This is a genomic window from Agromyces sp. NPDC055661, from assembly GCF_053618135.1.
In genome coordinates, this window is record NZ_JBSHHC010000001.1 from 1292254 (window position 1) to 1317743 (window position 25490).

Annotated in this window: 22 protein-coding genes; 6 read left to right on the forward strand and 16 right to left on the reverse strand. The window is 71.2% G+C overall.

The window, feature by feature from the left end:
- Positions 1-4 precede the first annotated feature (4 nt).
- On the forward strand, positions 5-1297 hold the full coding sequence (locus ACWGO8_RS05875) for an isochorismate synthase (protein WP_452042169.1): 1293 nt from the start codon (positions 5-7) through the stop codon (positions 1295-1297).
- Positions 1298-1309: 12 nt separating this feature from the next.
- On the opposite strand, the gene ACWGO8_RS05880 is transcribed toward ACWGO8_RS05875, so the two are convergent.
- From ACWGO8_RS05880 to ACWGO8_RS05890, 3 genes are all read right to left on the reverse strand, one after another.
- Positions 1310-2170 (reverse strand): polyphosphate kinase 2 family protein, encoded by an 861-nt coding sequence (locus tag ACWGO8_RS05880; RefSeq protein ID WP_452042170.1) that lies wholly within the window; start codon positions 2168-2170, stop codon positions 1310-1312.
- Between the two features lie 85 nt (positions 2171-2255).
- Positions 2256-2708 carry a riboflavin kinase gene (locus ACWGO8_RS05885; RefSeq protein WP_452042171.1) on the reverse strand — a complete coding sequence of 151 codons (453 nt, stop codon included), beginning with the start codon at positions 2706-2708 and terminating at the stop codon, positions 2256-2258.
- Positions 2698-3204: a flavin reductase family protein gene (locus ACWGO8_RS05890; protein ID WP_452042172.1), complete on the reverse strand. Its 507-nt coding sequence runs from the start codon at positions 3202-3204 to the stop codon at positions 2698-2700. Before ACWGO8_RS05890 ends, ACWGO8_RS05885 begins: the two co-directional genes overlap by 11 nt.
- Before the next feature lie 109 nt (positions 3205-3313).
- Between ACWGO8_RS05890 and ACWGO8_RS05895 the strand changes: the two genes are divergently transcribed.
- Positions 3314-3916, forward strand: coding sequence for a PadR family transcriptional regulator (locus tag ACWGO8_RS05895; RefSeq protein ID WP_452042173.1), 603 nt, complete (start codon positions 3314-3316; stop codon positions 3914-3916).
- Between the two features lie 50 nt (positions 3917-3966).
- Here ACWGO8_RS05895 and ACWGO8_RS05900 read toward each other — a convergent pair whose 3' ends face one another.
- The 7 genes from ACWGO8_RS05900 to ACWGO8_RS05930 all read right to left on the reverse strand — a co-directional run bounded on the left by ACWGO8_RS05900 (position 3967) and on the right by ACWGO8_RS05930 (position 11487).
- Positions 3967-4839 carry a ribokinase gene (locus tag ACWGO8_RS05900; RefSeq protein WP_452042174.1) on the reverse strand — a complete coding sequence of 291 codons (873 nt, stop codon included), beginning with the start codon at positions 4837-4839 and terminating at the stop codon, positions 3967-3969.
- A gap of 13 nt (positions 4840-4852) precedes the next feature.
- Positions 4853-6223 (reverse strand): NtaA/DmoA family FMN-dependent monooxygenase, encoded by a 1371-nt coding sequence (locus ACWGO8_RS05905; protein WP_452042175.1) that lies wholly within the window; start codon positions 6221-6223, stop codon positions 4853-4855.
- Positions 6224-6268: 45 nt separating this feature from the next.
- Positions 6269-7126: an ABC transporter permease gene (locus ACWGO8_RS05910; protein ID WP_452042176.1), complete on the reverse strand. Its 858-nt coding sequence runs from the start codon at positions 7124-7126 to the stop codon at positions 6269-6271.
- Complete coding sequence (locus tag ACWGO8_RS05915) at positions 7119-7925, reverse strand: ABC transporter ATP-binding protein (protein WP_452042177.1); 807 nt, start codon at positions 7923-7925, stop codon at positions 7119-7121. Before ACWGO8_RS05915 ends, ACWGO8_RS05910 begins: the two co-directional genes overlap by 8 nt.
- An 11-nt stretch (positions 7926-7936) precedes the next feature.
- Positions 7937-9043, reverse strand: coding sequence for an ABC transporter substrate-binding protein (locus ACWGO8_RS05920; RefSeq protein ID WP_452042178.1), 1107 nt, complete (start codon positions 9041-9043; stop codon positions 7937-7939).
- Positions 9044-9203: 160 nt separating this feature from the next.
- On the reverse strand, positions 9204-11003 hold the full coding sequence (gene menD, locus ACWGO8_RS05925) for a 2-succinyl-5-enolpyruvyl-6-hydroxy-3-cyclohexene-1-carboxylic-acid synthase (RefSeq protein ID WP_452042179.1): 1800 nt from the start codon (positions 11001-11003) through the stop codon (positions 9204-9206).
- Positions 10996-11487, reverse strand: coding sequence for a PLD nuclease N-terminal domain-containing protein (locus tag ACWGO8_RS05930; RefSeq protein WP_452042180.1), 492 nt, complete (start codon positions 11485-11487; stop codon positions 10996-10998). Before ACWGO8_RS05930 ends, menD begins: the two co-directional genes overlap by 8 nt.
- Positions 11488-11561: 74 nt before the next feature.
- Between ACWGO8_RS05930 and ACWGO8_RS05935 the strand changes: the two genes are divergently transcribed.
- Positions 11562-11870 carry a DUF4229 domain-containing protein gene (locus ACWGO8_RS05935; protein ID WP_452042181.1) on the forward strand — a complete coding sequence of 103 codons (309 nt, stop codon included), beginning with the start codon at positions 11562-11564 and terminating at the stop codon, positions 11868-11870.
- An 11-nt stretch (positions 11871-11881) separates the two neighbouring features.
- Here the strand turns inward: ACWGO8_RS05935 and ACWGO8_RS05940 are convergent, their stop codons facing one another.
- Positions 11882-12871 (reverse strand): 1,4-dihydroxy-2-naphthoate polyprenyltransferase, encoded by a 990-nt coding sequence (locus ACWGO8_RS05940; RefSeq protein ID WP_452042182.1) that lies wholly within the window; start codon positions 12869-12871, stop codon positions 11882-11884.
- 83 nt (positions 12872-12954) lie between these two features.
- Positions 12955-13401, reverse strand: a complete 447-nt coding sequence (locus ACWGO8_RS05945; protein WP_452042183.1) for a MarR family winged helix-turn-helix transcriptional regulator — start codon at positions 13399-13401, stop codon at positions 12955-12957.
- Between the two features lie 98 nt (positions 13402-13499).
- Here ACWGO8_RS05945 and ACWGO8_RS05950 point away from each other — a divergent pair, with 98 nt between their 5' ends.
- The gene (locus ACWGO8_RS05950) at positions 13500-14981 is read left to right on the forward strand and encodes an MFS transporter (protein ID WP_452042184.1); all 1482 of its coding nucleotides are present in this window, start codon (positions 13500-13502) and stop codon (positions 14979-14981) included.
- A 1-nt stretch (position 14982) separates the two neighbouring features.
- Here the strand turns inward: ACWGO8_RS05950 and ACWGO8_RS05955 are convergent, their stop codons facing one another.
- Genes ACWGO8_RS05955 through ACWGO8_RS05965 form a run of 3 tightly spaced genes read right to left on the reverse strand, consistent with a single transcriptional unit; the run spans position 14983 to position 17498 of the window.
- The gene (locus ACWGO8_RS05955; RefSeq protein WP_452042185.1) at positions 14983-16269 is read right to left on the reverse strand and encodes an AMP-binding protein; all 1287 of its coding nucleotides are present in this window, start codon (positions 16267-16269) and stop codon (positions 14983-14985) included.
- Between the two features lie 7 nt (positions 16270-16276).
- Positions 16277-17224 carry a 1,4-dihydroxy-2-naphthoyl-CoA synthase gene (locus ACWGO8_RS05960; protein WP_452042186.1) on the reverse strand — a complete coding sequence of 316 codons (948 nt, stop codon included), beginning with the start codon at positions 17222-17224 and terminating at the stop codon, positions 16277-16279.
- Positions 17225-17276: 52 nt separating this feature from the next.
- The gene (locus tag ACWGO8_RS05965; protein ID WP_452042187.1) at positions 17277-17498 is read right to left on the reverse strand and encodes a hypothetical protein; all 222 of its coding nucleotides are present in this window, start codon (positions 17496-17498) and stop codon (positions 17277-17279) included.
- Positions 17499-17566: 68 nt separating this feature from the next.
- On the opposite strand from ACWGO8_RS05965, the gene ACWGO8_RS05970 reads away from it, so the two are divergent.
- Complete coding sequence (locus ACWGO8_RS05970; protein ID WP_452042188.1) at positions 17567-18595, forward strand: o-succinylbenzoate synthase; 1029 nt, start codon at positions 17567-17569, stop codon at positions 18593-18595.
- A 170-nt stretch (positions 18596-18765) separates the two neighbouring features.
- Complete coding sequence (locus tag ACWGO8_RS05975; RefSeq protein ID WP_452042189.1) at positions 18766-19182, forward strand: hypothetical protein; 417 nt, start codon at positions 18766-18768, stop codon at positions 19180-19182.
- Between the two features lie 82 nt (positions 19183-19264).
- Here ACWGO8_RS05975 and pulA read toward each other — a convergent pair whose 3' ends face one another.
- Complete coding sequence (gene pulA / locus ACWGO8_RS05980) at positions 19265-25324, reverse strand: pullulanase-type alpha-1,6-glucosidase (RefSeq protein ID WP_452042190.1); 6060 nt, start codon at positions 25322-25324, stop codon at positions 19265-19267.
- Positions 25325-25490 lie beyond the last annotated feature (166 nt).

The window sequence follows — 25490 nt, forward strand, 5'->3', positions numbered from 1 at the left end:
TGCGGTGACTCACCCGGATGCCTCGGCGTCGCACGCCGCGCGACCGCGTCTCGTCGTCCGCACCGAGCCCGTCGACGAGCTCGCCCCCCTGATCCAGCGGGCCGACCCGCGGCATCCGCTGCTCTGGATGCGACGCGGTGAGGGCATCGTCGGCCTCGGCGAGACCCTGCGGATCGAGACGAGCGGGAGCGACCGGGTGGTCGACGCCGCGGCCGCGTGGACGTCGCTCGCCGCCGACGCCGACATCGACGACCGCGTCGGCCTGCCCGGCACGGGACTCGTCGCGTTCGGCGCGTTCGCGTTCGCCGACGAGTCCGAGTCGACGAGCGTGCTCGTCGTGCCCGAGCTCGTGCTCGGCATCCGCGAGGGGCGCGCGTGGGTCACCCGCATCGCGCTCGCGACGGGCGATGACGAGGCCGCGGATGCCGCGGCGTCCGACGTGCTCCAGATCCCCGAGCCGGCGCCGAGGCGTCGCGTTCCCCGGGTGACGTTCTCACCGGGCGCGGTGCCGCCCGAGCAGTACCAGGCCGCCGTGGCCGAGGCCGTGCGCCGCATCGACGCGGGCGACCTCGAGAAGGTCGTGCTCGCCCGCCAACTCCTCGGCGAGCTGCAGGAGGAGGACGGCCTGCGCGCGACCATCAACCGCCTCGCCGAGGACTACCCCGACACGTGGGTGTACGCGGTCGACGGCCTCATCGGCGCGAGCCCCGAGACGCTCGTGCGCGTCGACCACGGCACGGTCTCGGCGCGCGTACTGGCCGGCACGACCGCGCGCGGCGCAGGCGAGGCATCCGATCGCGAACGCGCCGCTGCGCTCGCCTCGTCGGCCAAAGACCTCGCCGAGCACGCCCTCGCCGTCGCGAGCGCCGTGAAGCGCCTCGAGCCGCACACCGCCCGCCTCGACACCAGCCCCGAGCCGTTCACGCTCCAGCTGCCGAACCTCTGGCACCTCGCCACCGACCTCAAGGGCACGCTGGGCGACGGATCGAGCTCGCTCGACCTCGTGCAGGCGGTGCATCCGACCGCTGCGGTCGCCGGAACGCCGCGACGCGTCGCGCTGCAGGTGCTCGCGGAGCTCGAGGGGTTCGACCGGGGCCGCTACGCCGGCCCGGTCGGCTGGATCGACGGCGGCGGCGACGGCGAGTGGGCGATCGCGCTGCGCTGCGCCCAGGTCGCGCCCGACGGCACCGTGGCCGCCTACGCGGGCTGCGGCATCGTGCACGACTCCGTGCCGGCCGACGAGCTCGCCGAGACGGTCATGAAGTTCCGCCCGATCGTGGAGGCGTTCGGCGGCTGACGATCCCGGGCGTCACGTCGCCGCCAGCAGCCGCGCCTTCTCCGCCTCGACGTCGTACTCGACGCCCGGCCACTGCAGGTCCATCGCCTCCAGCGCGTCGATGATCAGGTGCTGCACCGCGAGCCGCGCGTACCACTTGCGGTCGGCGGGCACGACGTACCACGGCGCGATCGGCGTCGACGTGCGGTCGAACAGCACCTGGTATGCATCCTGGTACTTCGGCCAGAGCATGCGCTCCTCGATGTCGCCCGGGTTGAACTTCCACTGCTTCTCGGGGCGGTCGAGCCGATCGAGCAGGCGCACCTTCTGCTCGGCCGCCGAGATGTGCAGCATGACCTTAACGATCGTCGTGCCCTCGTCGACGAGCTCGGCTTCGAACTCGTTGATCGCGCCGTAGCGCCGCTCGATCTCCTCGGGCGGCGCGAGCTCGCGCACCCGCCCGATGAGCACGTCCTCGTAGTGCGAACGGTCGAAGACGCCGATCTTGCCCGCCTGCGGCGCCTCCTTGCGGATGCGCCAGAGGAAGTCGTGCGCGAGCTCCTCCTCGGTCGGCTTCTTGAACGCCGCGAGCTGCACGCCCTGCGGGTCGACCGAGCCCATCACGTGCTTGATGATGCCGCCCTTGCCGGCGGTGTCCATCGCCTGCAGCACGAGCAGCACCCGGCGACCGTCATCGGTGGCCTGGTGGTTCGCGTAGAGGCGCTCCTGGAGGTCGGCGAGCACGAGCGCGCCCTCGGCGAGGGCGGTGACGCCGCCCGCCTTCCTGCCCTCGAAGCCCGGATGCGTGTCCGTCGGGGCGGTGATCAGCTGGAACCCCGGCTCCACGCGCAGGAGCAGCTTCGGGTCCTCGGTCCAGAACGACTCGCGGCTCATGTCACGCTCCCTTCGCGCGACGCGGCGACGCGCAGGTCCATCCTGTCGAGCGGGCGGATGCCGCGGCAAGGGGGTGCGCGGAACGTCAGCGGTCGAGCGGCACCTCCCCGGCGAGCACGCCGCGCGAATGCGCGACGTCTCGTGCGGTCTGCTCGATGAGCTCGGCGAGGGAGCCGTACCGGGTCATCGAACGGAGTCTCCGGACGATCCAGACATCGACCCGCCGGCCGTAGAGGTCGGCCTCCAGGTCGTGCACGAAGGCCTCAACCCGGCGATCGACGACATCGTCGAACGTCGGATTGTCGCCGATGCTGATGGTCGCTCCATAGACGGTGGTGTCGGGCAGGAGCCGGATCCAGCAGGAGTAGACGCCGTCGGCGACCTCTCGGCCGACCCCGTCCTCGGCGATGTTCGCCGTCGGGAACCCCAGGCTCCTCCCCCGCCCGTGCCCGCTGACGATGCGGCCGACCAGGTCGGGCGCACGACGCCGGGGGCCGGGCGCTGCCGCGGACCGAGCGTCGTCGCCGTCAGCGACCACCGCTCAGCTCGTGGTATCGGCTCTGGTGGAAGACGAGCGGCGGCACGTCGGCGAAGAACTCCGACTCGTGCACCTCCAGGAGCACGATCTCGTGATCGCCCCCGTCGTACACGGAGTGCACCGAGCATTCGAGCCACAGCGCCGCGCCCTCGATGAGGATCGCGCCTTCCGAGCCCGCTCGCCACTGGGTGCCTTCGAAGCGATCGACGTCCCGCGCCGAGAGTCGTCGGGACAGCACCTCGTGGCCCGCACCGAGGACGCTCATGCCGAGTCGTCGAGTGGTTGCGAGGGTCGGCCACGTCGTCGAGGAACGAGCCACGCTGACCGCGACCAGCGGCGGCTCGAGGGAGATCGACGTGAAGGAGTTCACGGCCATTCCGACCGGACGCCCATCGGAAAGGGCGCAGACGGCGACGACGCCCGTCGGGAACGCCGAGAATGCGCGGCGCAGTTCGAAGTGCGGGGGTGCGACGTTCACGCTCTGTTGGCTGCTCATCTCCGCTTCCTTCCGTTATAGTCAAATTTGGCTATTTGTGTTTAGTCTATGCGGCTTTGATCATGCAAACAAGATCCTCAACCGCCGGTTGGGCCCTACGATGAATGGCATGGCGTCACTCACCCGATTGGTCGTGCTCGGCGCCGTGCACCAGTTCCAGCCGGTGCACGGATACTTCCTCCGTCGCGAGCTGCTCACCTGGCACGTGGACGAGTGGGCGAACATCCAGCCCGGGTCGATCTACAACGCGTTGCGTTCGCTGGAGCAGGACGGCTACGTCGCCGAGAGCGGCACCGAGGCGACCGGCAAGCGGCCCGCGCGCACGACCTACCGCATGACGCCCGAGGGCGAGGTCGAGCTCGTGCGGATGCTGCGCGACACCCTCTGGGACGTCGAGGCATTCGACACGACGGCGGTCATGGTGATCGCCTCGTTCATGTTCATCCTGAGCCGTCAGGAGGTCATCGCCGGCCTCGAGCACCGCATCAACAAGGCGGATGCGATCATCGTGACGAACGGCTTCCACATCGAGGACACCGCCCGATCCGAGACGACTCCGAAGTACGTCCGAGAGATCTTCGAGCTCTCGACGGCGCACCTGCGCGGCGAGCAGGCCTGGGCTCGAGGGCTCGTCGAACGGCTCCGAGCCGGCGAGTACCGATTCACGGGCGAGCCCGCCCCGGCCGACTCGGCGGAAGCGGCGCCGGCTTGATGCACCCGGCGTAGCCTTCCGCCACCGTTCGCCCGCACGCCGGGACCGAGTCAGGCGACCCCGATCATCCGGTCGATCTCCCGGGGCGAGAGCCGCTCGGTCTGGGCACCGACCGCCGTCGCGACGATGGCGCCGGCCGCCGAGGCACGTCGCACGGCGTCGACGAGATCGAGCCCCGCGTCGAGGCTCGCGGCGAGCGCACCGCAGAATGCATCGCCTGCACCCGTGGTGTCCACCGCCCGAACGGCGAATGCCGAGACCTCGCGTGGCTCGTCACCGGCCCGATGGATGACCGATCCCGCTTCGCCGAGCGTGACCACGACCGCCCTCACGCCCTGCGACAGCAGGTCCGCGGCGCCGCCGAGGCTGCGCTCCTCGGTCTCGTTGACGACGAGGATGTCCACGTCGTCGAGCAGCGCCCCCACCTCCCGAGACGCAGGAGCCGCGTTCAGGATCGTGACGGCCCCCGACCGTCGCCCGGCGGCGAGCGCCGCTGCCGCGACGTCGGAGGGGATCTCGAGTTGCACCAGCACCACGTCCGCGCCTTCGGCCGCGGAGGCCGCATCATGATGGCCCAGGAGCCCGTTGGCCCCCGGGGACACGACGATGCTGTTGCCGCCGAGCGGCAGCGCGAACACCTGGGCGAGGCCCGAGGGCGCCTCGGGGGCGACGGCGAGGTGGTGCACGTCGATCCCCGCGGCCAGGGCGACGTCCCGCAGCCACCGACCGTCCGCGTCATCGCCGACGGCGCCGCAGAACCGCGTCCGGGCGCCGGCCCGGCGAGCGGCGATCGCCTGATTGAAGCCCTTGCCGCCGGGGAACCGGCCGAGCGGCTCCCCGAGCAGGGTCTCCCCCGGCTCGGGGAGCCGCTCGACGCGCACCATCACGTCGAGGTTGACGCTTCCGACCACGCAGACGGTCACGCTGGGTACCTGTTCACGCCGCGCGCTCGTCGGCGCCCGCGCCGGCCCGGTGAGCCGCAGCCGGATGGTCCTCGGGAAGCGTCGCGTCCTCGGATCCGAGGAGTCGCTGGCGCAGCGTCGGTGCGTCGTACCGATCGGTGGCGACGCCGCGCTCCCGCAGGATCGGCAGGACGCGCTCGACGAAGTCGATCGTCGAGCCGGGCTGGATCACGGGTGACAGCAGGAACCCGTCGAGGTCGGCGCCCTCGGCCAGATCGCAGATCCGGTCGGCGATCTCCTCGGGGGTGCCCACGACCGGCCGTGCGCCGACGCCGTGCGCGTGCCAGTCCTTCAGCACATCGCCGACGGTCTTCCCGGCGAAGCGCGCGACCTGGGTCTGCGAGAGCTCGGTGTGGAGCTCGGTCATCGGCGTGTCCGGTGCGTACGACGACAGGTCGAGCCCGGTGAACCAGGCGTAGGACGCCACGGCGACCTCGGGGTCCTGCGAGTCGAGCACCCGCTCGTACTTGCGCCGAGCATCTTCCTGCGTGCTTCCGATCACGCAGGCGAACGCCGACATGACCTTGACCGCGTCGGGGCGACGACCCGATGCCACCGCCTCCGCTCGGATCGCCCTGGTGTGCTCGGCGAGCTGCTCGACGGGACCGCTGCCGATGAAGATCGCCTCGCCGTGGCGGCCGCCGAACCTGCGCCCGGCGGGCGACGCGCCTGCTTGGAACAGTACGGGCGTGCCCTGCGGCGAGTACGCCGTGTTGCCGTAGCCGTGCGAACGGAAGTAGGGGCCCTCGTGGGCGATGCGGTGCACCTTCGACGGGTCGGCGAATGCGCCGGCCTTGTCCTTCTGGAGCGCGTCGGGCTCCCAGGCGCCCTCCCAGAGCTTGTAGACGACGTCCATGAAGTCGTCGGCCATGCGGTACCGCTCGTCGTGGGCCACCATGGGGATGCCGAAGGCCGCGACGGCGGTCTCGGCTGTGCCGGTCGTGACGACGTTCCAGCCGATCCGGCCTCCCGAGAGCTGATCCAGGCTCGCCATCCGGCGAGCGAAGGCGTACGGCTGCTCGGTGAGGATCGAGCCCGTCATCACGAGGCCGAGGTGCTCGGTCTGCGGCAGCAGCGAGGCAGCCACGACCGCCGGGTCGAGTCGAGGGAGGTCGAGTCCTTCGAGCGAGCAGATCTCGGGCCGGCTGCCGTTCACGTCGGCCCAGCCCCACGCGTCGGCGAGGAAGAGGAAGTCGAGCTTCGCCTCCTCGCAGATCGCCGCGATGTCACGCCAGTACCCGAGCGTGTCGAACAGGTGGCGGGAGTTGTCGGGGTGGCGCCAGGTCGCCGTTCCGGAGTCGTTCGCCTGTGCGTTCTCGAACAGGCCGAACCGGAGTTGCTTCATTTCTTCATGCCTTTCAGCTGCAGTCACTGCTTCGTACCCGGATGCTCAGCGCGCCACGACCTCGCCGTCGCTCCACCAGAGGACGCGCTTGCGCACGACCGCGAGGAGCGCGACGAGCAGGACGCCGAGCACGCAGAGGAGCGAGATGCTCGCCCACGTCACCGGGAGGTTCGCCTGTGCGGCCGACGTCGTGACGAGCGACCCGAGTCCTGCCTGCTGGCCCGCGGCGACGAACTCGGCGACCGCCGCGCCGACGACGGCGAGCGGGAGCGCGATCCGAAGACCGGCGAACACGTACGGCATGCAACCCGGGAACCGGAGGTCACGGAAGATCTCCCACTTGCTCGCGTGCAGCGTCCGCAGCACGTCGAGCGCCTTGACGTCGACGTCTCGCAGGCCTGCGAGGGAGTTCACGAGCATCGGGAAGAAGACGACGAGTGCCGTGACGATGTACTTCGGCAGCATGCCGAAGCCGAAGGCCACCACGAGCGCCGGCGCGATCGCGACGATGGGCGTCACCATCACGACCACGACGAGCGGCATCAGCGCCCGCTCGATCAGGCGGAACTCGGCCATGACCACCGCGAGCAGGAATCCAGCCAGGATGCCGCTCGCCGCCCCGATCACCACCTCCTGCAGGGTCACGAGGAAGTTCGTCCAGTACATCTCGGGGTCGGACGCGAGGCTCCCCCAGATCGCGTCGAGCGTCGGGATCACGTACGGGTTCGTGATCGCGACGAACTGCCAGAGGAGGGCGGCGATCGCGAAGGTCACGGCGGTCGGCAGCCAGACGCGCCAGTCCGCCCACTTCGGCAGCCGTCGGCCGGCATGCCTGCTGCCCGACTCCGCCAGTTCGACCGCTGCGACCGTCGCGGTCGCGCCCATCAGGTTCGCCTCAGCCATTCGCCTGCTCCATCACTGCGTGCAGCGCCGATCGCACGACGCCTTCGAGATCGCGGAACTCGTCGGTCGCATATGCCTCCTCGGTCCGCGGCCTCGGGAGGTTCACGTCGATCACTCGCGCGATCCGACCCGGATGCGCCGCCATGACGACGATCCGGTCGGACAGCATGATCGCTTCGGGCACCGAGTGCGTGACGAACAGCACGGCCTTGCGATTCGACTGCCAGAACTCGAGCAGGCCCAGGCGCTGCTGGTCGCGATTCATCTCGTCGAGCGCCGAGAACGGCTCGTCCATGAGCATGATGCTCGGGTCGAACACGAACGCACGTGCGATGGCCGCTCGCTGCTGCATGCCGCCCGAAAGCTGGCCGGGGTACTTGTCGAGCGCGTGCCCGAGGCCGAACGACGTGAGCAGTTCCTTCGCGTCGCGAATCGATCGCCCGCGGTTCGCGCCGCGGTTCACGGTGAGCGGCAGCCGAACGTTGTCGAGCACGGTGCGCCAGGGCAGGAGCGCCGGCGATTGCGGTACGAGGCCGATGAGCTTGTCGCTCGCGGCGGACTGCACCGTCGCGCCGTCGACCGTCACCCTGCCTGCGTCCGCCTCGACGAGCCCGGCGACGACCTTGAGCAGCGTGGACTTGCCGCAGCCGCTCGGACCGATGACCGAGACGAACTCGCCCATGCCGATCGTGAGGCTCACGTCGTCGAGCACCTTCACTCGACCGGCGTCGGTACCGAAGGACTTCGACACGTTCGCGACCCGCACGCCCGCGTGCGCAGGCGCGTCCCGCGTGATCATGGCTGCAGTGCTCATTCGCCGGGCCAGATCAGGGCGTCGCCGTCGTACAGTGCCAGGACGAGTTCGGTGTCCATCATGCTCGCGAGCTCGGGCAGGTCGTCGATGCCGCCATACTCCTTCACGAGGTCGTACTCGGACTGCCAGGCGTCGACCGATTGCACGCCGGGGCTCCCGGTGGCGCTGTCGCGGACCCAGTTCGACTCGACGGCCCAGGTTCGGGCCTGCTGGTCCTTCGGGAACGCGGAGCCCTGGTTGTTCCGCTCGGCGAGTTCGCTGATCAGGTCGACGCACTCGGCTTCCTCGGCGAGGCAGTACTCGAGCGCCTTCAGGCTCGCGCGCATGAAGTCGGACGCGACCTCGCGGTGCTCTTCGAGGAACGCGGAGTTGACCTCCATGACGTTGTAGGTGCCGCCGACGTCGTACTCGGCCGGGAGGAACTCGTTGAACGGCAGGCCGAGCGACTTCAGCTTCTCGGGCTGGTTCGAGGCGTATCCGACGATCGCGTCGACTTGGCCCCGCGTGACGACGGTGGGGTCGTAGTTCGTCATCTTGACGAGCTCGACCTTCGAGACATCGACCCCTGCCGCATCGAGCATCGCCGAGGCCACCGGCGTGAGGTTGATGAAGTACCCGAGCTTCTTGCCTTCGAGGTCCTTGAGGCTCGAGATGCTCTCGTTCGCGAAGATCGAGAACGGCGAGGTCGTGCCGTACGTCGCGATGGCCGTGAGGTTCTTGCTGTTCGCCGCGGCGAGCATCACGTCGGAGGCGGAGCCGAGCGCGGTGAACTGCGCCTGGCCCGAGGCGACGAGCTGCTGGCCGTTGGCACCGGAGGCGTTGATCTCGACGTCGAGGCACAGCGCGTCGAAGTAGCCGAGCTCATCGGCGAGGAAGACATCGAGCTGCCCGGCGCTCGCCGAGTAGCCGTAGCCGGAGATGTACGTGATGGTTCCGACGTCGCGGTTGCGCTCGCAGGTCGCGTCGTCGACCAGGACGTCCGCGTCGGCGGCGACGTCGGATGCGTCGGCCGAAGCCGCACAACCGCCCAGCGCCACGATCGCGGCGAGTGCAGCGGCCGCGCCGGCGAACCGCCGCGACGTGATTCCAAGGATGACTGCCATGTCGATCTGGTCCCTTCGTGCCGTTCGTCGTTGATGGCTAGTGCAAATTAGCATGATCAAACTTGACTGCGCAAACTTGTCTAAACGTAGGACCGCGTCCGTTTCGGGGTCCGATGACGCGCGCAGGTGCTGCGGCGGCACGGGTCGATCGCGCGCAACGTCAGCGCTCGAGCGGCACCTCGACGAGCTGCGGCCCGTCGATCCGACCCGTGAGCGCCTCGTCGAGCTCACCGCGCGTCGTGACGCGGACGTAGCCCCAGCCGTAGGCCGCGGCGAGCGCGGAGAAGTCGACCTGCTGCGGCGTGAACTGCACCCGGTCGAACGCCTCGGGCGGGGCCGAACCGGCGACCTCGAGCGCGTCGAAGATCGTGCCGCCGCCGTCGTTGCCCACGATCACCTGGATGCGCGGACGCTGCTCGCCCTGCCCGAGCAGCAGCGACCCGACATCGTGCAGCAGCGTGAGGTCGCCGATGAGGGCGCGCGTGACCCCTGTTCCGCTCGTTGAGGAGCCCGGGTTCGGCGTCTGGCTCGCGATCGCGATGCCGAGCGCCGTGGCCACCGTGCCGTCGATGCCCGCGAGGCCGCGGTTCGCATGCACCGTGATGCGCCGGCCGGGCACAGCTCGGTCGGCGTCGCGGATGAGCCTGGACGCCCCGAACACGAGCCGGTCGTGGGGCCACGTCGCAGCCCACAGCGCATCGACGAGCATCCGCCGGGTCACCGGGGCACGCACGACCGCGAGCTGCGCGCGCATGTACTCGCGCTGCGCGGCGAAGTCCGACACGTGCCCGGTCTCGTCGATGCCGTCGCGCACGGATGCCACGGCCGGCATCCCCTCGTCGACGAGCATGCGGCTCGCCCGCACCCAGCGGCCGGTCCACGCGCGCTCCTCGGGCGTCTGGGCGTGATCGGCCGCGCGCACCGCGCGCTCGAAGCGGCGCACCTTGTGCCCGGGGTTGTACCACTCGCTCCCCCACGGCGCCACGACGATCGCCTCGACGCCGTCGCGCTGCACGAGCGCCGGCACCTCGCGGGAGAGCGTCGGATGCCCGAACACCACGACGCGCTCGACGGCGTCGCCGAATCCGGGCTCGTGCAGCAGCTCGCGGTAGGCGACGACGAGGTTCGGACCGAAGTGCGCACCGCTCGTGACCTCGGCGACGAGCGGCCAGCCGCCCGCGCGCGCGAACTCCTCGGCGATCGGGCCGGCGTCCGCGCCGGCGACGACGAGCGTGCGCGGTCCGGCCTCGATGACGGTCGCGTCGGCGGATGCCGCCCCGCTCGCGCCCTCGGCGTCGAGCACCGCCCGCTCGCCCCGCGCACTCGCCCGCGGCGGTTCGTCGAGGCCGACCACGGCCGACAGCGGCTCCCGGTACTGGAGGTTGAGGTGCACCGGACCCGGGCCGGGGTGCGGCACGGGATCGCCAGAGGCGTCGCGACCGAGCGCCGCGTCGACGGCCTCGCGGGCGAGGCGCGACGCGGCATCCGCTTCGCCGGCACCGCCGTCGGGCGCGGCGACGTCGCGCTCGAGCCGCACGGCGCCGGCGAAGATGCCCGGCTGCACGGTCGTCTGGTTCGAGCGGATGCCGCGGAGCTCCACCGGGCGGTCGGCGGAGCACACGATGAGGGGCACGCCGGCGTGGTGCGCCTCGAGCACGGCGGGGTGCAGGTTCGCGACGGCGGTGCCCGACGTGGTCACGACCACCGCCGGACGGCCGGACTCGACGGCCGTGCCGAGCGCCAGGAAGCCCGCGCCCCGCTCGTCGATGCGCACGTGCAGGCGGATCGCGCCGACGCGTTCGAGCTCCGCCGCCGCGAGGGCGAGCGCCTGCGAGCGGGAGCCCGGCGCCACGACCACGTCGCGAACGCCCTCGCGCACGAGCGCGCCGAGGAGCGCCGTCGCGGCATCGCTCGCGGGGCTCCGCCGGGTCACGACCGGTCGGGGCTCCGCATCACCCATTCGGGCGCCCGGAGGGGCCTGCCTCGCCGGGCGCGTCAGGGGCGTCGGGTCGCTTGCGCTCGGTGCCGAGGGTGTCGCCACCCGTGTCGAACCCGTCGGACGAGACCTCGCCGGCGGCACGACCCTGCGAGCGGCCGGGCTTGGACGGTTTCGCGGGGTCGTCGTCGTCGAGGTCGGCGAGCTCCTGCTCGAGGCGGCGGATGCGCTCGTCCTGCGCGGCGTCGGCGCGGAGCTGACGGAGGAACTCGGCGTCGTCGTCGGGCGCCAGCGTGCGACCCCGTGCGGAGCCGACGCGGTTGGCCCGCCCGCGGCCGATGATGAACCACAGCAGCGGCCCGATGATGGGCACGAAGAGGATCACGACGATCCACCATCCGCGGCGCAGTCCGCGGATGCGCGTCCGGTCGAAGAACGCGCAGTCGGCGACGGCGTAGATCGTGAAGATCACGGCGGCGACGCCGAGTCCGAAGAGCAGCCGGGCCATTCTCACAGTCTAGGCGCGTCGCGGCCCGTTAGGGCTGTGAGAGCGCTCAGGGAGCGTCGACCTACACTGTCATGGTGAAATCCGTGCCCACCTGGATCTGGTACACCGCGCTGCGCGTCCTGCTCTTCGCGGTCCCGCTCGCCGTGCTGCTCATCGCCGGCGTGAATCCGTGGGTGTCCGCGGCCGTCGCCGCCCTGTTCGGGCTCAGCGCCTCGCTCCTCTTCCTGCGCCGCCAGCGCGAGGAGATCGCGGGCGACCTCTACGCCGCCCGCCATCGCGAGAAGCCCGCGGTGCGCGTCGACGACGAGGAGGAGGACGCAGCGGTCGACGCCGCCGAGTCAACCCCCAGCGACGAGGAGCGTCCGGCCGCCTCCGCGGGTTGAGGAGCGCCCGCTCAGAACGCGAACGCCAGCCCCAGCCCCACGCCGTACGCGAGCGCGGTGAAGCTCGCGAGCTGCAGCGCCAGCAGCAGCTCGCGGGTCGTCTTCGACCAGAGCACGATGATGCACGCGGGGATCGCGAGCAGCAGCGCGAACATCACGAGCCACGCCGTCGGGTAGAGCAGCGCGAAGAACACGACGAACGCGAACGGCACGAGCATGAACACGGCGAACAGGATCCGGCCGGCGCTCGGCCCCACGAGGACCGCGAGCGTGCGCTTGCGGGCGGCCTTGTCCTGCGCCACGTCGCGGAGGTTGTTGGCCATGAGCACCGCGCAGGCGAGCAGCCCCGCGCCGACGCCGCCGAGCCATGCCTCGAGGTTGACCGTGAGCGCCTGCACGTAGGCCGACCCGGCGGTGGCGACGAGGCCGAAGAACACGAAGACGAACAGCTCGCCGAGGCCGTAGTAGCCGTACGGATGCTTCCCACCCGTGTAGAACCACGCGGCGACGATCGCGACGGCACCGACCGCGAGCAGCCACCACTGCTGCGTCACGATCACGAGCGCGAGGCCCGCCAGCGCCGCGAGCGCGAAGAAGCTCAGCGACACGGCGAGCACCTGCTTGGGCTTCGCCGCGCCCGAGCCCGTGAGTCGCGCGGGTCCGACGCGGTGGTCGTCGGTGCCGCGGATGCCGTCGGAGTAGTCGTTGGCGAAGTTCACCGCGATCTGCAGGGCCAGAGCGACGACGAGCGCGAGCAGGGCGCGGGCCGGATGCCACGGGCCGTCGGCGATGGCCACGACACCGGCTCCGGTGCCAAGCGCGACCGGCGCGATCGCGAGCGGCAGCGTGCGCAGGCGTGCGCCGGCCGCCCAGTCGGCGGCGGTCGCGGGGCCGCGCGGGGCGCGCGGGCCGGAGCCCGCTCTCGCCGGATTGCCCGACTTCCCGTAGCTGCGGGCGCGGACGTCGTCGGGGTTCACTCGCTGGGGTTTCGGGCGTGCCACACCGCCATGCTAGTTCGCGACGCTCTGTCTTCGCCGCTCGTCGCGGAGCGCCCGCCGGAAGGCGGATCCATCCCGGTCGTCGGTCAGCGCACGTCCTTCACGGCCTCGAGGTAGCGCGCCACCACCTCGAGCTCCGCGACCGTGAATTGCTCGTGCACGCGGTTCATCCCGTCGAGGATGCCCCGGTACGGGTCGTCCTCGCCGCCCTCGCCGGCGCCGGCCATCGCCTCGGGCCGGGCGCGCACCACGACGCGCCGCCGGTCGTTCGGATCGGTCGTGCGCTCGATGAACCCCCGCTGCTCGAGCCGGTCGAGCACCCGGGTCGTCGTGCTCGTCGGCAGCTCGGTCTGCTGGCTCACCTCGCCGGCGGTCATCGGCGCGCCGTTGCGGGCGATGTAGCCGAACGCCTGGAAGTCGACCACGTTGAGCCCCAGCGAGCGCGCGATGCGCTCGTTCGTCATCACGGACGAGGCGATCACGAGCTGCATGAGTCCCGCGATACGCCCGGTGACCTCCGCCTTGCTTGACATCTGCGCTCCGACTCCCTTATCGTTCCCGTTATGGGATTATCCCATATCGGGACTATCCCGCAATGGAAGCAACTTCAGCATACGAAAGGACGACGAGCATGGCCACCACCCCACGCCGAGGCCTCGCCATCGGCATCCTCCTCTTCGCCTCGTTCATGGACCTCCTCGACGTCACGATCGTGCAGGTGGCGCTGCCCTCGATCGGCGCCGACCTCGGGGCATCCGAGGCGCAGCTCGAATGGATCGTGAGCGGCTACATGCTCGCCTTCGCCGTCGCGCTCATCACCGGCGGCCGCCTGGGCGACCTGTTCGGCCGTCGCCGCATCTTCCTCGTCGGCGTGGCCGGCTTCACGCTCGCCTCGGCGGCCGCGGCCTTCGCCTGGTCGGGCGACGCGCTCGTCGTCACCCGCATCGCGCAGGGACTCTTCGCCGCGCTCATGGTGCCGCAGCTGCTCGCCTCGGTGCAGGCGCTGTTCTCGCCGAAGGAGCGTGCGCCCATGTACGGCCTCATCGGCGGCGTCAGCGGCCTCGCCGCGGTCCTCGGTCCGGTGCTCGGCGGCTGGCTCGTCGACGCCGATCTGTGGGGCCTCGGCTGGCGCACGGTGTTCCTCATCAACATCCCCGTGGGCATCGTGATCTTCGTGCTCGCCGGCCGGTTCGTGCCCGAGACGCGCTCGCCGCGCCCGATGCGCCTCGACCTCGTCGGCGTCGGGCTGCTGAGCGCCGTCGTGCTCGCGTTCATGGTGCCGCTCGTCGAGGGCCAGTCGCTCGGCTGGCCGGCCTGGCTGTGGTGGCCCGTCGCCGCGGGCCTGGTGCTGCTCGGCGTGTTCGTGCTCTACGAGCGCCGCCGCATGCGCCGCGACGGCTCCGCGCTGCTGCCCATGCCCCTGTTCGCCGACCGCGGCTTCTCGGCGGGCATCGTGACGCAGGCCGCGTTCCAGGGGTCGCTCAACGCGTTCACGCTGCCATTCATCATCTACCTGCAGGTCGGACTCGGCTTCGACGCCCTCACCGCGGGCCTCAACCTCCTGGCGTTCAGCCTCGGCGCGCTCGTGGGCACCGGCGTCGTGATCCCGATCGTCGGACGAGTGGGCAAGTACCTCGTCACCGCGGGCTCCGTCATCCTCGCCATCGGCGTGCTGTGGGTCTTCGCGGTGGTCGCCGAGACCGGCGCCGACTTCACCGGCTGGGCGGCCGTCTGGCCCATGCTCCTGTCGGGCCTGGGGCTGGCACTCCTCATCATCCCGCTCGTCGACGTCGCGCTCGCGACGGTGCCGGTGGCCGACGCCGGCGCGGCATCCGGCGCCTACAGCACGTTCCAGCAACTCGGCGCGGCAGCGGGGGTCGCGATCTCGACCACCGTGTTCTTCACCGTGATCGGCGACGACTTGAGCCGCGAGCACGTGCTCACCGCGCTGCAGGCGTCGGTCTGGGTGTCCGTCGCGGGGTTCGCGATCGCGGCGCTGGCAAGCCTGCTGCTGCCGAGTCGCCGTCGCGTGCAGGCGCACCTCGAGGAGGCCCGCCGCCTCGCCGAGGCCGACGTCGATCCCGAGTCCGTGGAGCCCGCGCCCGTCGCGTGAGCTACTCGGCCGCGCCGCCGCGCATCCTCGCCTCGAGGGCGCGGCGGTCGGGCTTGCCCGACGCGAGCAGCGGCAGCGCGTCCACGAGCTCGAGGCGCACGGGCCGGGCGGCCGGCGGCAGGCGGGCGGCATCGGTCGCCGCCGCAAGGGTCTCGAGCCCGGCGGATGCCGCGGCGGCATCCGTGCGCGTCGCCACCACCGCCGCGCGCTCGCCCCACTCGCGATCGGGCACGCGCAGCGCGACCGCGTCGGCGAACCCCGGGACCGCGCGCACCGCGCGCTCGACGTCGCCGAGGGAGACCTTGACGCCGCCCGATATGATCACGTCGTCGGCGCGGCCGCGGATGCGGAGCGTGCCGTCGTGCGTGAGCTCCCCGAGGTCGCCCGTGCGGTACCAGCGCATGCCGTCGGCGTCGGTCGCGAAGGCCGCTGCCGTGCGCTCGGGGTCGCCGAGGTAGCCGTCGGCGAGCATCGCGCCCGACAGCTCCACGGCGCCGGTCCCTGAGCCCGTCGAAGGGCCGCGCCCTGAGCCCGTCGAAGGGCCGCGCCCTGAGCCCGTCGAAGGGCGGTGCCCTGAGCCCGTCGAAGGGTCGCCGACGATCCGGATGGCGACCCCGTCGAGTGCACGGCCGTCGTAGACGCATCCGCCCGCGGTCTCGCTCGAGCCGTAGGTGCGCGTGATGCGCACGCCGAGCGTGTCGGCGGCGAGGGTCAGGCTCGGCGACGCGGCCTGTCCGCCGAGCAGGATGCGGTCGAACACGTGCAGCGCGTCGGCCACCTTCGGGTCGCTGTGCGCCGCATCGACGAGCCGCTGCAGCTGCACGGGCACGAGCGACGTGTACCGCGGGTACCGCTGGTCGAGGCGAGCGGATGCCGCGACGAACTCAGCCGGGTCGAAGTGCTCGCCGTCGAGCAGCACGGGCTCGGTGCCGGCCACGATCGAGCGGACGAGCACCTGCGCGCCCGCGATGTAGTGCAGCGGGAGCGCAAGCAGCCACTGCCCCGGACCGTGGAGCGCGGCCTCCGTCGCCGTGGCGCTCGCGCGGAGGGCGTCGGCCGAGAGCAGCACGCGCTTCGGGGCATCCGTAGAGCCGCTCGTCTCGACCACGAGGGCGATGTGGTCGTCGACGAGCCAGGTGGGGTCGGCGGGTTGAGGAGCGACCGAAGGCCGCGTCTCGACCAGCGGAGTGGCGACCGGCCAGACCGCCGGGCCGCCCACGAGCGCGGCGCGGAGCGCGTCCGCGACCGCAGTCACATCGGACGCCGGAACCCGGATCAGGGGCTTCATCGCTGCCTCAGTAGTGCCAGGGGTACGGACCCCAGTCGGGATCGCGCTTCTGCAGGAACGCATCGCGGCCCTCGACCGCCTCGTCGGTGCCGTATGCGAGCCGCGTGGCCTCTCCGGCGAACACCTGTTGTCCGACCATGCCGTCGTCGACGGCGTTGAACGCGAACTTCAGCATGCGGATCGCCGTCGGCGACTTCGTGAGGATCGTGCGCGCCATCGCAAGCGCCTCGCGCTCGAGGTCGGCGTGCGGCACGACCCGGTTCACGGCGCCCATCTCGTAGGCCCGCTGTGCCGAGTACTCCTCGGCCAGGAAGAACACCTCGCGGGCGAACTTCTGCCCGATCTGGCGGGCGAAGTACGCGGAGCCGTACCCGGCGTCGAACGAGCCGACGTCGGCATCCGTCTGCTTGAACCGGCCGTGCTCGCGGCTCGCGATCGTGAGGTCGCAGACGACGTGCAGCGAATGCCCGCCGCCGGCCGCCCAACCGGGCACCACCGCGATGACGACCTTCGGCATGAAGCGGATGAGCCGCTGCACCTCGAGGATGTGCAGTCGGCCGAGCGCCGAGGCGGATGGGTCGCGAGTGGTGTGCGGCTGTGCGTCGGCGTCGGGTTCCTCGTACTTGTACCCGTCGCGTCCGCGGATGCGCTGGTCGCCGCCCGAGCAGAACGCCCAGCCGCCGTCCTTCGGGCTCGGGCCGTTGCCCGTGAGCAGCACCACGCCGATGCGGGGATTCGTGCGGGCGTCCTCGAGCGCGCGGAACAGCTCGTCGACGGTGTGCGGCCGGAACGCGTTGCGCACCTCGGGCCGGTCGAACGCGACGCGGGCGATGCGCCCGTCGTTCGAGTGGTGGTACGTGATGTCGGTGAAGCCCTCGGGTCGCCCGCCGGGGACGCCGGGTGCGGCATCCGTCCACTCGCTCGCATCGAACAGTTCGGAGACCTCGCGCGCCATGCGTCCAGCCTATTCCCGCCGTTCCGACGGAGCGGTCGGGGACCTCCGCGGCCTAGGTGACGGGGAGCGGCGGCTCGGGCGCAGGACCGCCCGTGAAGAAGGCGACGACGCCCGCGTACACGACCGAACCGACCCAGATCGCGCCGTAGGTGAGCGGGATGAGCGCCGCGACGAGCAGCACGAGTCCGATGACGGCGATGACCACGTTGCGGCCGGCGGAGTCGCGGCGCACCTCGGTCTCCTCGACGCCGAGCTGGTCGAGTTCGTCGGACATAGGCACCCCCAAGGAACCTCACGCTAACAGACGAGTGTTCTCCGGTTCACAGGTGCCACGATGGGAGGGTGACCGATGACGCCGCACTGCCGACCTCCGGCGCGCTCCCGACCCTCGACGAGCTGCTCGCCACGGCGCGCGTCGTGGCCCTCCCGATGGTGACGCGATTCCGCGGCATCGAGGTGCGCGACGCGATGCTGCTCGAGGGCCCCGAGGGCTGGACGGAGTTCTCGCCCTTCGCCGAGTACGACGACGAGGAGGCATCCGCCTGGCTCGCCGCGGCCATCGACTTCGGCTGGAGCGCGCCGCCGCCCGCGCTGCGCGAGCGCATCCCGGTCAACGCGACCGTGCCGGCCGTCGACCCCGACAGTGTGCGCGTCGTGCTCGAGCGCTTCCCCGGCTGCCGCACCGCGAAGGTGAAGGTCGCTGGCGGCGACGAGACCCTGTCGACGGATGTCGCGCGCGTGCGCGCCGTGCGCGAGGCGCTCGGCCCCGAGGGCCGCATCCGCGTCGACGCGAACGGCGGTTGGAACGTCGACGAGGCCGAGCACGCGATCCACGCGCTCGCGCCGTTCGACCTCGAGTACGTGGAGCAGCCGTGCCCGTCGATCGACGAGCTCGCCGAGATCCGCCTCCGCACGAAGTACATGGGCATCCCGATCGCCGCCGACGAGAGCGTGCGACGGGTGTCCGACCCGCTCGCGGTCGCCGAGGCGGGGGCGGCCGACCTGCTCGTGATCAAGGCGCAGCCGCTCGGCGGCATCCATCGGGCGCTGGGGATCATCGAGCGCGCCGGGCTGCCGGTGGTCGTCTCGAGCGCCCTCGACACGAGCATCGGGCTCGCGATGGGCGCGCACCTCGCGGCATCCGTGCCGAACCTCGATTACGACTGCGGCCTCGGCACGGCGTCGCTGCTGGCGGCGGATGTCACGCGGGCGCCGCTCCTGCCGGAGGACGGGTCGATCGGCGTACGCCGCGTCGTTCCCGACCCCGAGCTGCTCGACCGCTACGCCGCCGACGAGGCGCACACCGACTGGTGGCTGGAGCGCCTCGGCCGTGCCTACGCGGTGCTCACCGCCGGCCCGGCGGCCGAGTAGGGCGAAGCGCGCCGAAGGCGTAACCCCCCGGATTGGGCACTCATGGCGGAGACCAGTCTCCGATAGTCAGGGATCGCACGGATGCCTCGCGTCGACGATGACGCGACCGTGGAGGGATGTGCGCGTCGCACACGGCGCGCACGACCTGTAAACCCGACAGAGGAGTCCAGATGTTCAAGCGAACCCTGACCAACATCGGCGCGGGTGTCGCGCTCGCCGCCGCCGGCGTGCTCGCCACCGGTGCCGCCGCCTACGCGCACGAGTGCTTCAACCCCAACCGCTCCGACAAGGGCAACGCCGGCGCCTCGAACTCGCAGGCCTGGTTCACGGTCTACATCGAGGAGATCACGGAGGGCATGTCCCCGGAGGACGCGTCCTGCTTCCTCGACGCGTACGCGGACACCGGCGCGCCGTCGTCGTTCACGATCCACGTGAAGGGCGCGAACGGCCAGGGCGGCACCATCGCCTCGAACAACCCGCACCCTGAGAAGGCCGGCGACGGCAAGGGCATCGACGAGATCTTCGCCGCGTACGGCGCGGAGATCGTCGGCAGCTTCGAGGCCTGCGACATCCCGGCCCCGTTCTGAGCGACCCACAGGTCCGAGTGGAGCGGCGCACACCCGCTCCACTCGGACCTGTCTCATGCCGGGACGCTCCCGGCCTTTCGCGTTACCAGAGCACCACGACCATGGGCACCGAACTCGAGTCGGCATAGCCCTCGCCGCCGTCGAACTCGACCGTGAACGCGTGCACCCCGGCGCCCAGCTTCGGCAGCTTCACGTCGAACCGCCCGCGGGCGTCGACCGCGACCTGCGTGGTCGCGATCGCGGTCCCGTTGTCGGAGATCGTGACCGTGCCGACCGGCTTCGTCCCGTCGGTCGCCGTGACCTGCCCGGCGACCTTCACGGCCGAGCCGGCCTTCGCGAGCACCTTGCTCGGCACCGCGATGACGCTCGTCGCGACGGCGGGCGGCTCCTGCTCGTCGACGAGCACCGCTGCGGTGCGTGCCGGGAGCGTGAGCGTGCCCGAGGCGGTGTTCCACGCGGTCGTCTTCACGACCGGGTCGGAGCCCTTCGCGAGCGCGTCGGCGAGCGCGAACTCCCGGCCGGCGAGGCCGTCGACCTGCTCGGTGATCGCGTCGGGCGACGAGTTGAACACCACCAGGGCGCCGTCGAGCTCGGGGTCGACGTCGTCGCCCACGAGGTCGTCGATCTGCATCACGATGAGGCCCGGCGTGGCATCCGGCCCGCTGTTCGGGAAGCTCACCTTCTGGTCGATCAGCTCGCCCGAGCCCAGCTGCAGCAGGTCGACCTCGTCGCGCACGCGCAGCAGGTCGAGGGCGGATGCCTCGGCCGCCGCCATGTCCGCCGCGGTCGGCTTCAGCGCGGGGTTCGCGAGCAGCGGCGCCATGTCGTTCCAGTGGTCGCCGTTGTCCGCCTCGTTCGGCAGGCCCGAGCCGAAGGTCGACTCCTGGCCGGTCCAGTCGATGCGGTTGAACCAGTCGCCCGAGTTGTAGCTGTTGCGGTCGAGCGACTTCGAGCGCAGCAGCTCCGTGCCGGCGTGCCAGAACGAGGGCGTCTGCGCGTACGTCACGGTCGCGAGCGAAAGCGTGTTCATGCGCACGCGGTCGGCCATCGACGTGTCCGTCGGGAGCTTCAGGATCCCGAGGTCGAAGAGCGTCTCGTTGTCGTGCGCGTCGACGTAGTTGATGACCTCGTCGGGCTGGTCGGCGTAGCCGGCAGGCGAGCCGTTGTAGTCGAACGCGTCGCCGCGCTTCACCGTGCCGTCGGAGCCGGTGAACTCGAACGCGCGCAGGTTGCCCGCCAGTCCGAGCTTCACGAGGTCGGTCTGCTGGCCGAGCGTGCGCGTGCCCTCGCGAACGGGGTGCCCGTTCGGGTCGCCCGCAAGGCCGGTCCCGAAGCCCTGGTCGAACTTCGAGCCCGCGTCGACGGGGCTGCCGCCGTGCACGCCGTCCCGGAGCCGGTCGTTGAACGTGCCGATGCCCGTGCCGCCGAGCTGGCCCTGCGTGGCCTGCTCGAACAGCGCGTTGTCGGCCACCTCGCCGAAGTTCCAGCCCTCGCCGTAGAGGTACACGGCCGACCCGTCGACGCCGTCCTTCGCGAGCGTGAGCTCGTCGAGCGCCGCCCGGATCGCCAGCATGTTCTGCTTCGAGTGGTGGCCCATGAGGTCGAAGCGGAAGCCGTCGACCTTGTACTCCCTGGCCCACAGCACCACGGAGTCGACCATGAGCTTGCCGGCGACCTCGTGCTCGGTGGCGATGTTCTGGCAGCAGGTCGAGGTCTCGACGCTGCCGACGCCGTTCAGGCGCTGGTAGTAGCCGGGCACGATCCTGTCGAGCACCGACTTCTCCCCCTGGCCGGATGCCGCGGTGTGGTTGTACACCTCGTCGAGCACGACCTGCAGGCCCATGCCGTGCAGCGCGCCCACCATGCCGCGGAACTCCGCGACTCGGGCGCCGCCGTCCGGGTCCACCGCGTAGGAGCCCTCGGGCGCCTGGTAGTGGAACGGGTCGTAGCCCCAGTTGAAGCCGTCGAGGTCGCGGATCCCGTCGATGCACGCCTGCTGCTCGGTCGACGCCGGACCGTACGACGCGAGGTCGCACGCTGGTGTCGCCTGCTGGTCGCGTCGCTCCTCGATGGTGGCGATGTCGAACGTCGGCAGCAGGTGCACGGTGTTGATGCCCGCGTCGGCGAGCTGGCGCAGCTGCGCCGTTCCGGCCGAGTCGCGGGTGAACGCCGCGTACGTGCCGCGCTCCGCCTCGGGCACCGTCTCGTCGGTGATCGAGAAGTCGCGCACGTGCAGCTCGTAGATCGCCCGGTCGACGGCTCGCTCCACCTTCGGCGCGGCCGTCTTCGCCCACTGTGCGGGGGCGAGCGAGTCGTCGTCGAGGTTGACGACCACCGTGCGCGCCGAGTTCGTGGTGAGCGCCACGGAATACGGATCGGTGACCGAGTTGACCTCGACCTCACCCGTGGTGGGTGCGAACACCCGCACCGACCAGCGGTACTCGTCGCCGACGGCGCGGCCGTCGACGCTCCACGTGCCGTTCGCCGGATCGAACTCGGCCGGGACGACCGTCGGGTCGCCCGTGCCACTCGACGGCCACACCTCGAGCGAGACCGACTGCGCTGTGGGCGCCCAGAGGCGCAGGGTCGCGCCCTGGCCGCTCACCGTCGCGCCGAGCGGCACGGATGCCACGGCGTCGGCGTAGAGGTCGTCGAGCACGCCCGGCACCTGCACGCCGGTGAAGGCCGTGAGGGTCGCTGAGCTCGTCGAAGCGGACCCTTCGACGAGCTCAGGGACCGATTGCGACACCGCGAGCTGCTCGGTGAGGAGTCGCTGGACGTCGGTCCGGTCGATCCCGACCGGGTGCAGGGCGACGAAGCCCTCGAGCGCCGGGAACTTCGCGAGCTGCGCGTCGGTGAGTCCCGCGGGGTCGCGCCGGAGCTCGATCGGCTCGCCGCCGCCGGTGACGGCGCCGTCGGCGACCGCGAGTCCGGCGTCGGCCGCGTGCTCGAGCGCCCACGTCGCCGAGGCCGCGGATGCCCCGCCGAGCAGGTCGGCCGGCCAGGCGAGTGTGTCCTCGCTCACCCAGTGCGCTCGCGACTGCCCGGTGCCCGCCAGCGGCGGGTCCGTCACGACGATCTCGAGCACGTGCGTGGCCAGGGTGTAGCGGAACTCGACGAGCTTGCCGTCGGTCGCGGTGAAGGAGTAGTTCCCCCCGTCGCGCGCGCCGCCGACGCCGTAGTTCTCGGCCCAGCTGCGGTCGTGCGCGACCTTGACCTCGTAGTTGCCGCTCGGGATCGACGAGCTCGACCACGTGTACACGCCGTCCTTGTCGCCGTCCTGCATGAGCGACGCGAGGCACTCGGGTTGCCAGTCGCCGGGGCATCCGACCTCGGACTGGAAGCTGCCCGGCAGCGTCACGACGGGACCCTCGGCCGTCGACGAGACGACCTTCGTGACCGGGTTCCAGAAGAAGGTCACCGGCTTCGTGCCGTCGGTCGTGTAGGCGACGTTCGGGCCGTTCGGCTCGCCGTTCGCGCCGTAGTTGACGTCCCAGCTGCCGTTGATCGCGACCTTGTACTCGTAGTTGCCGGCGGGAACCGTGAAGGTGCCCTCCCAGATGCCGTCGGCGCGCTTCGTGAGCTTCGCAGCCTCGCAGCCGGGCGCCCAGTCGCCGGCGCAGCCCATCTCGGAGTTGTGGCTGCCGGGCACCGTCACGAGGTCGATCGGCTGCTCCGGCTCCTCCTCCTCGACGAGGTTCACGGCGTTGTCGACCGAGGCATAGGTCGAGGCGGCCGAGCGGTGGCCCGCGGCATCCGTCGAGACCGCGCGGTACTCGACGAGCGTGCCCTTCGCGAGGCCCGCGGTGTCGTGGAACACGCGGGGCGTGGTGTCCTCGGCGGTGCCGAGGGCGTGCCACTCGTCGCCGCCCGCGACGCGCCACGAGAAGCTCGTCTCGGCCCAGCTGGCGTCGTCGACGTCGGCGACGACCGGCGTGATTCCGGTGACACCTGCGCCGGCGGCGGGGGTGGCGACCGAGATGGCGGATGCCGCGTCGGGCGCGCTCACCGTGCGGTCCGACTTCAGCACGACAGCGCCGAGCGCCGGCACCGTGACGGAGGCCACGCCGTCGGCGTTCGCCGTGACGCCGGCGACGGCGCCGTAGAGGGGCGCGAACGCGCCGCCCTTCGTGAGCGTCGGGATGTCGACGGTCTTCGCGACGTTCGAGTTGTTCGCCGCGACCAGGTATTCGACCTTCTCGGTGCGGTCGATGCGCGAGAACGCGTAGACGCCCGCGCCGTTGTCGACGTAGCGCTCGACCTGGGCGCCGGTCGCGAGCGCCGGGTGCGCCTGGCGGAGCGCCGACAGCTCGCTGATGCGGCCGTAGAGCGGCACGTCGGTGCCGGTGTGGGCCCCCGTTCCGAACGCTTCGCCGGTCACGAGCGACTGGCCCTGGTACTCCGCGACCTGGGTCGGGAAGAGGGTCTGGCGCGCGCTCTGGTCGCCGCCGATGCCTGCGAAGCCCTGTTCGTCGCCGTAGTAGACCACGGGCTGGCCGCGCGTGAGGAAGAGCAGGTCGTGCGCGAGCTCGTCGCGCTGCAGCGGGGCATCCGTCGACTGCAGGAAGTAGCCGACGCGACCCATGTCGTGGTTGCCGAGGAAGGTCGGCAGCGCCGTGGCCGACGAGTCCGGCGTCGTGTAGTAGTCGTCGCCCGCGAACAGGGACTGCAGGTTCTTCGCCGAGTTGCCGGCCGCGAAGCTCACGGCCTGCGACTGGAAGGTGAAGTCGAGCACCGAGTTCATGTCGGTCTTGCGCACGTAGGGCGAGAGCTTCTGCGGGTCGGCGTCGTAGACCTCGCCGAACATGAAGAAGTCGGGCTTGTCGTGGGCGTGCGCGTAGTCGAGCACGTCGGTGGCCCACTGCTCCCAGAACTCGAAGTTCACGTGCTTGGCGGTGTCGATGCGGAAGCCGTCGATGCCGAGGTCGATCCAGTCCTCGTAGACGTCGACGAAGCCGTTCACGACGGTCGGGTGCTCGGTCATGAGGTCGTCGAGGCCGACGAAGTCGCCGTACGTGACCGACTCGCCCTCCCACGTCGAGTCGCCGCGGTTGTGGTACAGCGTCGGGTCGTTGAGCCACGCCGGGACCTTGAGGTCGGCGTCACCGGCGGCGACCTTCGGCGTGTACGGGAAGCTCGTCGCCGCGTCGAGCGCGGGGAACGGCTTCGAGCCGTCGGCGTACTCGGCGAGGTCGATCGGGTTGCCGTCGGCGTCCGTGTACGGCGCCGCCTGCTGGTCGATGTACGAGTACTGCTGTTCCTCGTAGTCGATGACGTCGGCCGTGTGGTTCGTGATGATGTCGAAGTACACCTTGATGCCGCGCGCGTGGGCGTCGGCGATGAGCGCCTCGAGCTCCGCGTTGGTGCCGAGGTGCGGGTCGATCTGCGTGAAGTCGGTCACCCAGTAGCCGTGGTAGCCGGCGCTCGCGTTCGCGCCCTCGCCCTGCACCGGACGGTTCTTGAAGCTCGGAGTGAGCCAGATCGCCGTGGTGCCGAGGCCGTCGATGTAGTCGAGCTGCGAGCGCAGGCCGGCGAGGTCGCCGCCCTGGTAGAAGCCCTTGTGGGTCGGGTCGAAGCCGGTCGTGAGGGCGTCGCCCGTGAGCCCGCCCTGGTCGTTCGACGCGTCGCCGTTCGCGAACCGGTCGGTCATGACGAAGTAGAACACCTCGTCGCTGCCGGGCTGGCGCACGGGGTCGGCCACGAGGGCCGCGTCGGATGCCTCGTCGTACGCGCCGCGCAGGCCGGTGGCCTCGAGGCCGACGCGCTTGAGCGTGTCGTCGAACACGATGCGCACGGGGGTGTCGCCGTCGACCGTCAGCGGGATGTTGTCGCCGCCGCCGTTCAGGCCGTACGACTCGGCCCAGCCGTCGTTCACGGCGACCTTGTACTCCCAGGTGCCGGCCGGGATGGTGAAGTCCGCGGCGTAGACGCCGGGCGTGGCCGTGGGCGCGAGCTCGGTCTGCGCGCACTCGGGCTGCCAGTCGCCCGAGCAGCCCAGCTCCGACTGCAGGCTGCCGACCAGTGCGAACGACCGGTCCTCCGCCTGCGCGGGAAGCACCGGCAGCACCACCGCTGCGGATGCCGCGAGCGCTCCCGTCACGATCGCCGCCAACCACCTGCGCTGCTTCGCGCTCCGCGTCATCCTCGACTCCAGTTCTCAGGGCACGTCGACGTGCCACCCGGCTGGGGGTGACGCTAGCAGCGGGGCTCGCGTTAATGCAAGCGCTTGCAACACAACTGACGCATAACAATGCGGATGCCGCGTCGTGGCGGCATCCGAATTGCAAGCGTTCTCACGGAGGTGTCGG

Bases quoted from the DNA above. Each gene is read 5' to 3' on its own strand.
- ACWGO8_RS05945 (WP_452042183.1), bottom strand. From the start codon at position 13,401: ATGTCAAGCAAGGCGGAGGTCACCGGGCGTATCGCGGGACTCATGCAG.
- ACWGO8_RS05920 (WP_452042178.1), bottom strand. From the start codon at position 9,043: ATGGCAGTCATCCTTGGAATCACGTCGCGGCGGTTCGCCGGCGCGGCC.
- pulA (WP_452042190.1), bottom strand. From the start codon at position 25,324: ATGACGCGGAGCGCGAAGCAGCGCAGGTGGTTGGCGGCGATCGTGACG.
- ACWGO8_RS05975 (WP_452042189.1), top strand. From the start codon at position 18,766: ATGTTCAAGCGAACCCTGACCAACATCGGCGCGGGTGTCGCGCTCGCC.
- ACWGO8_RS05880 (WP_452042170.1), bottom strand. From the start codon at position 2,170: ATGAGCCGCGAGTCGTTCTGGACCGAGGACCCGAAGCTGCTCCTGCGC.
- ACWGO8_RS05950 (WP_452042184.1), top strand. From the start codon at position 13,500: ATGGCCACCACCCCACGCCGAGGCCTCGCCATCGGCATCCTCCTCTTC.
- ACWGO8_RS05960 (WP_452042186.1), bottom strand. From the start codon at position 17,224: ATGGCGCGCGAGGTCTCCGAACTGTTCGATGCGAGCGAGTGGACGGAT.
- ACWGO8_RS05890 (WP_452042172.1), bottom strand. From the start codon at position 3,204: ATGAGCAGCCAACAGAGCGTGAACGTCGCACCCCCGCACTTCGAACTG.
- ACWGO8_RS05910 (WP_452042176.1), bottom strand. From the start codon at position 7,126: ATGGCTGAGGCGAACCTGATGGGCGCGACCGCGACGGTCGCAGCGGTC.
- ACWGO8_RS05895 (WP_452042173.1), top strand. From the start codon at position 3,314: ATGGCGTCACTCACCCGATTGGTCGTGCTCGGCGCCGTGCACCAGTTC.
- ACWGO8_RS05965 (WP_452042187.1), bottom strand. From the start codon at position 17,498: ATGTCCGACGAACTCGACCAGCTCGGCGTCGAGGAGACCGAGGTGCGC.
- menD (WP_452042179.1), bottom strand. From the start codon at position 11,003: ATGGGTGATGCGGAGCCCCGACCGGTCGTGACCCGGCGGAGCCCCGCG.
- ACWGO8_RS05915 (WP_452042177.1), bottom strand. From the start codon at position 7,925: ATGATCACGCGGGACGCGCCTGCGCACGCGGGCGTGCGGGTCGCGAAC.
- ACWGO8_RS05905 (WP_452042175.1), bottom strand. From the start codon at position 6,223: ATGAAGCAACTCCGGTTCGGCCTGTTCGAGAACGCACAGGCGAACGAC.
- ACWGO8_RS05955 (WP_452042185.1), bottom strand. From the start codon at position 16,269: ATGAAGCCCCTGATCCGGGTTCCGGCGTCCGATGTGACTGCGGTCGCG.
- ACWGO8_RS05930 (WP_452042180.1), bottom strand. From the start codon at position 11,487: ATGGCCCGGCTGCTCTTCGGACTCGGCGTCGCCGCCGTGATCTTCACG.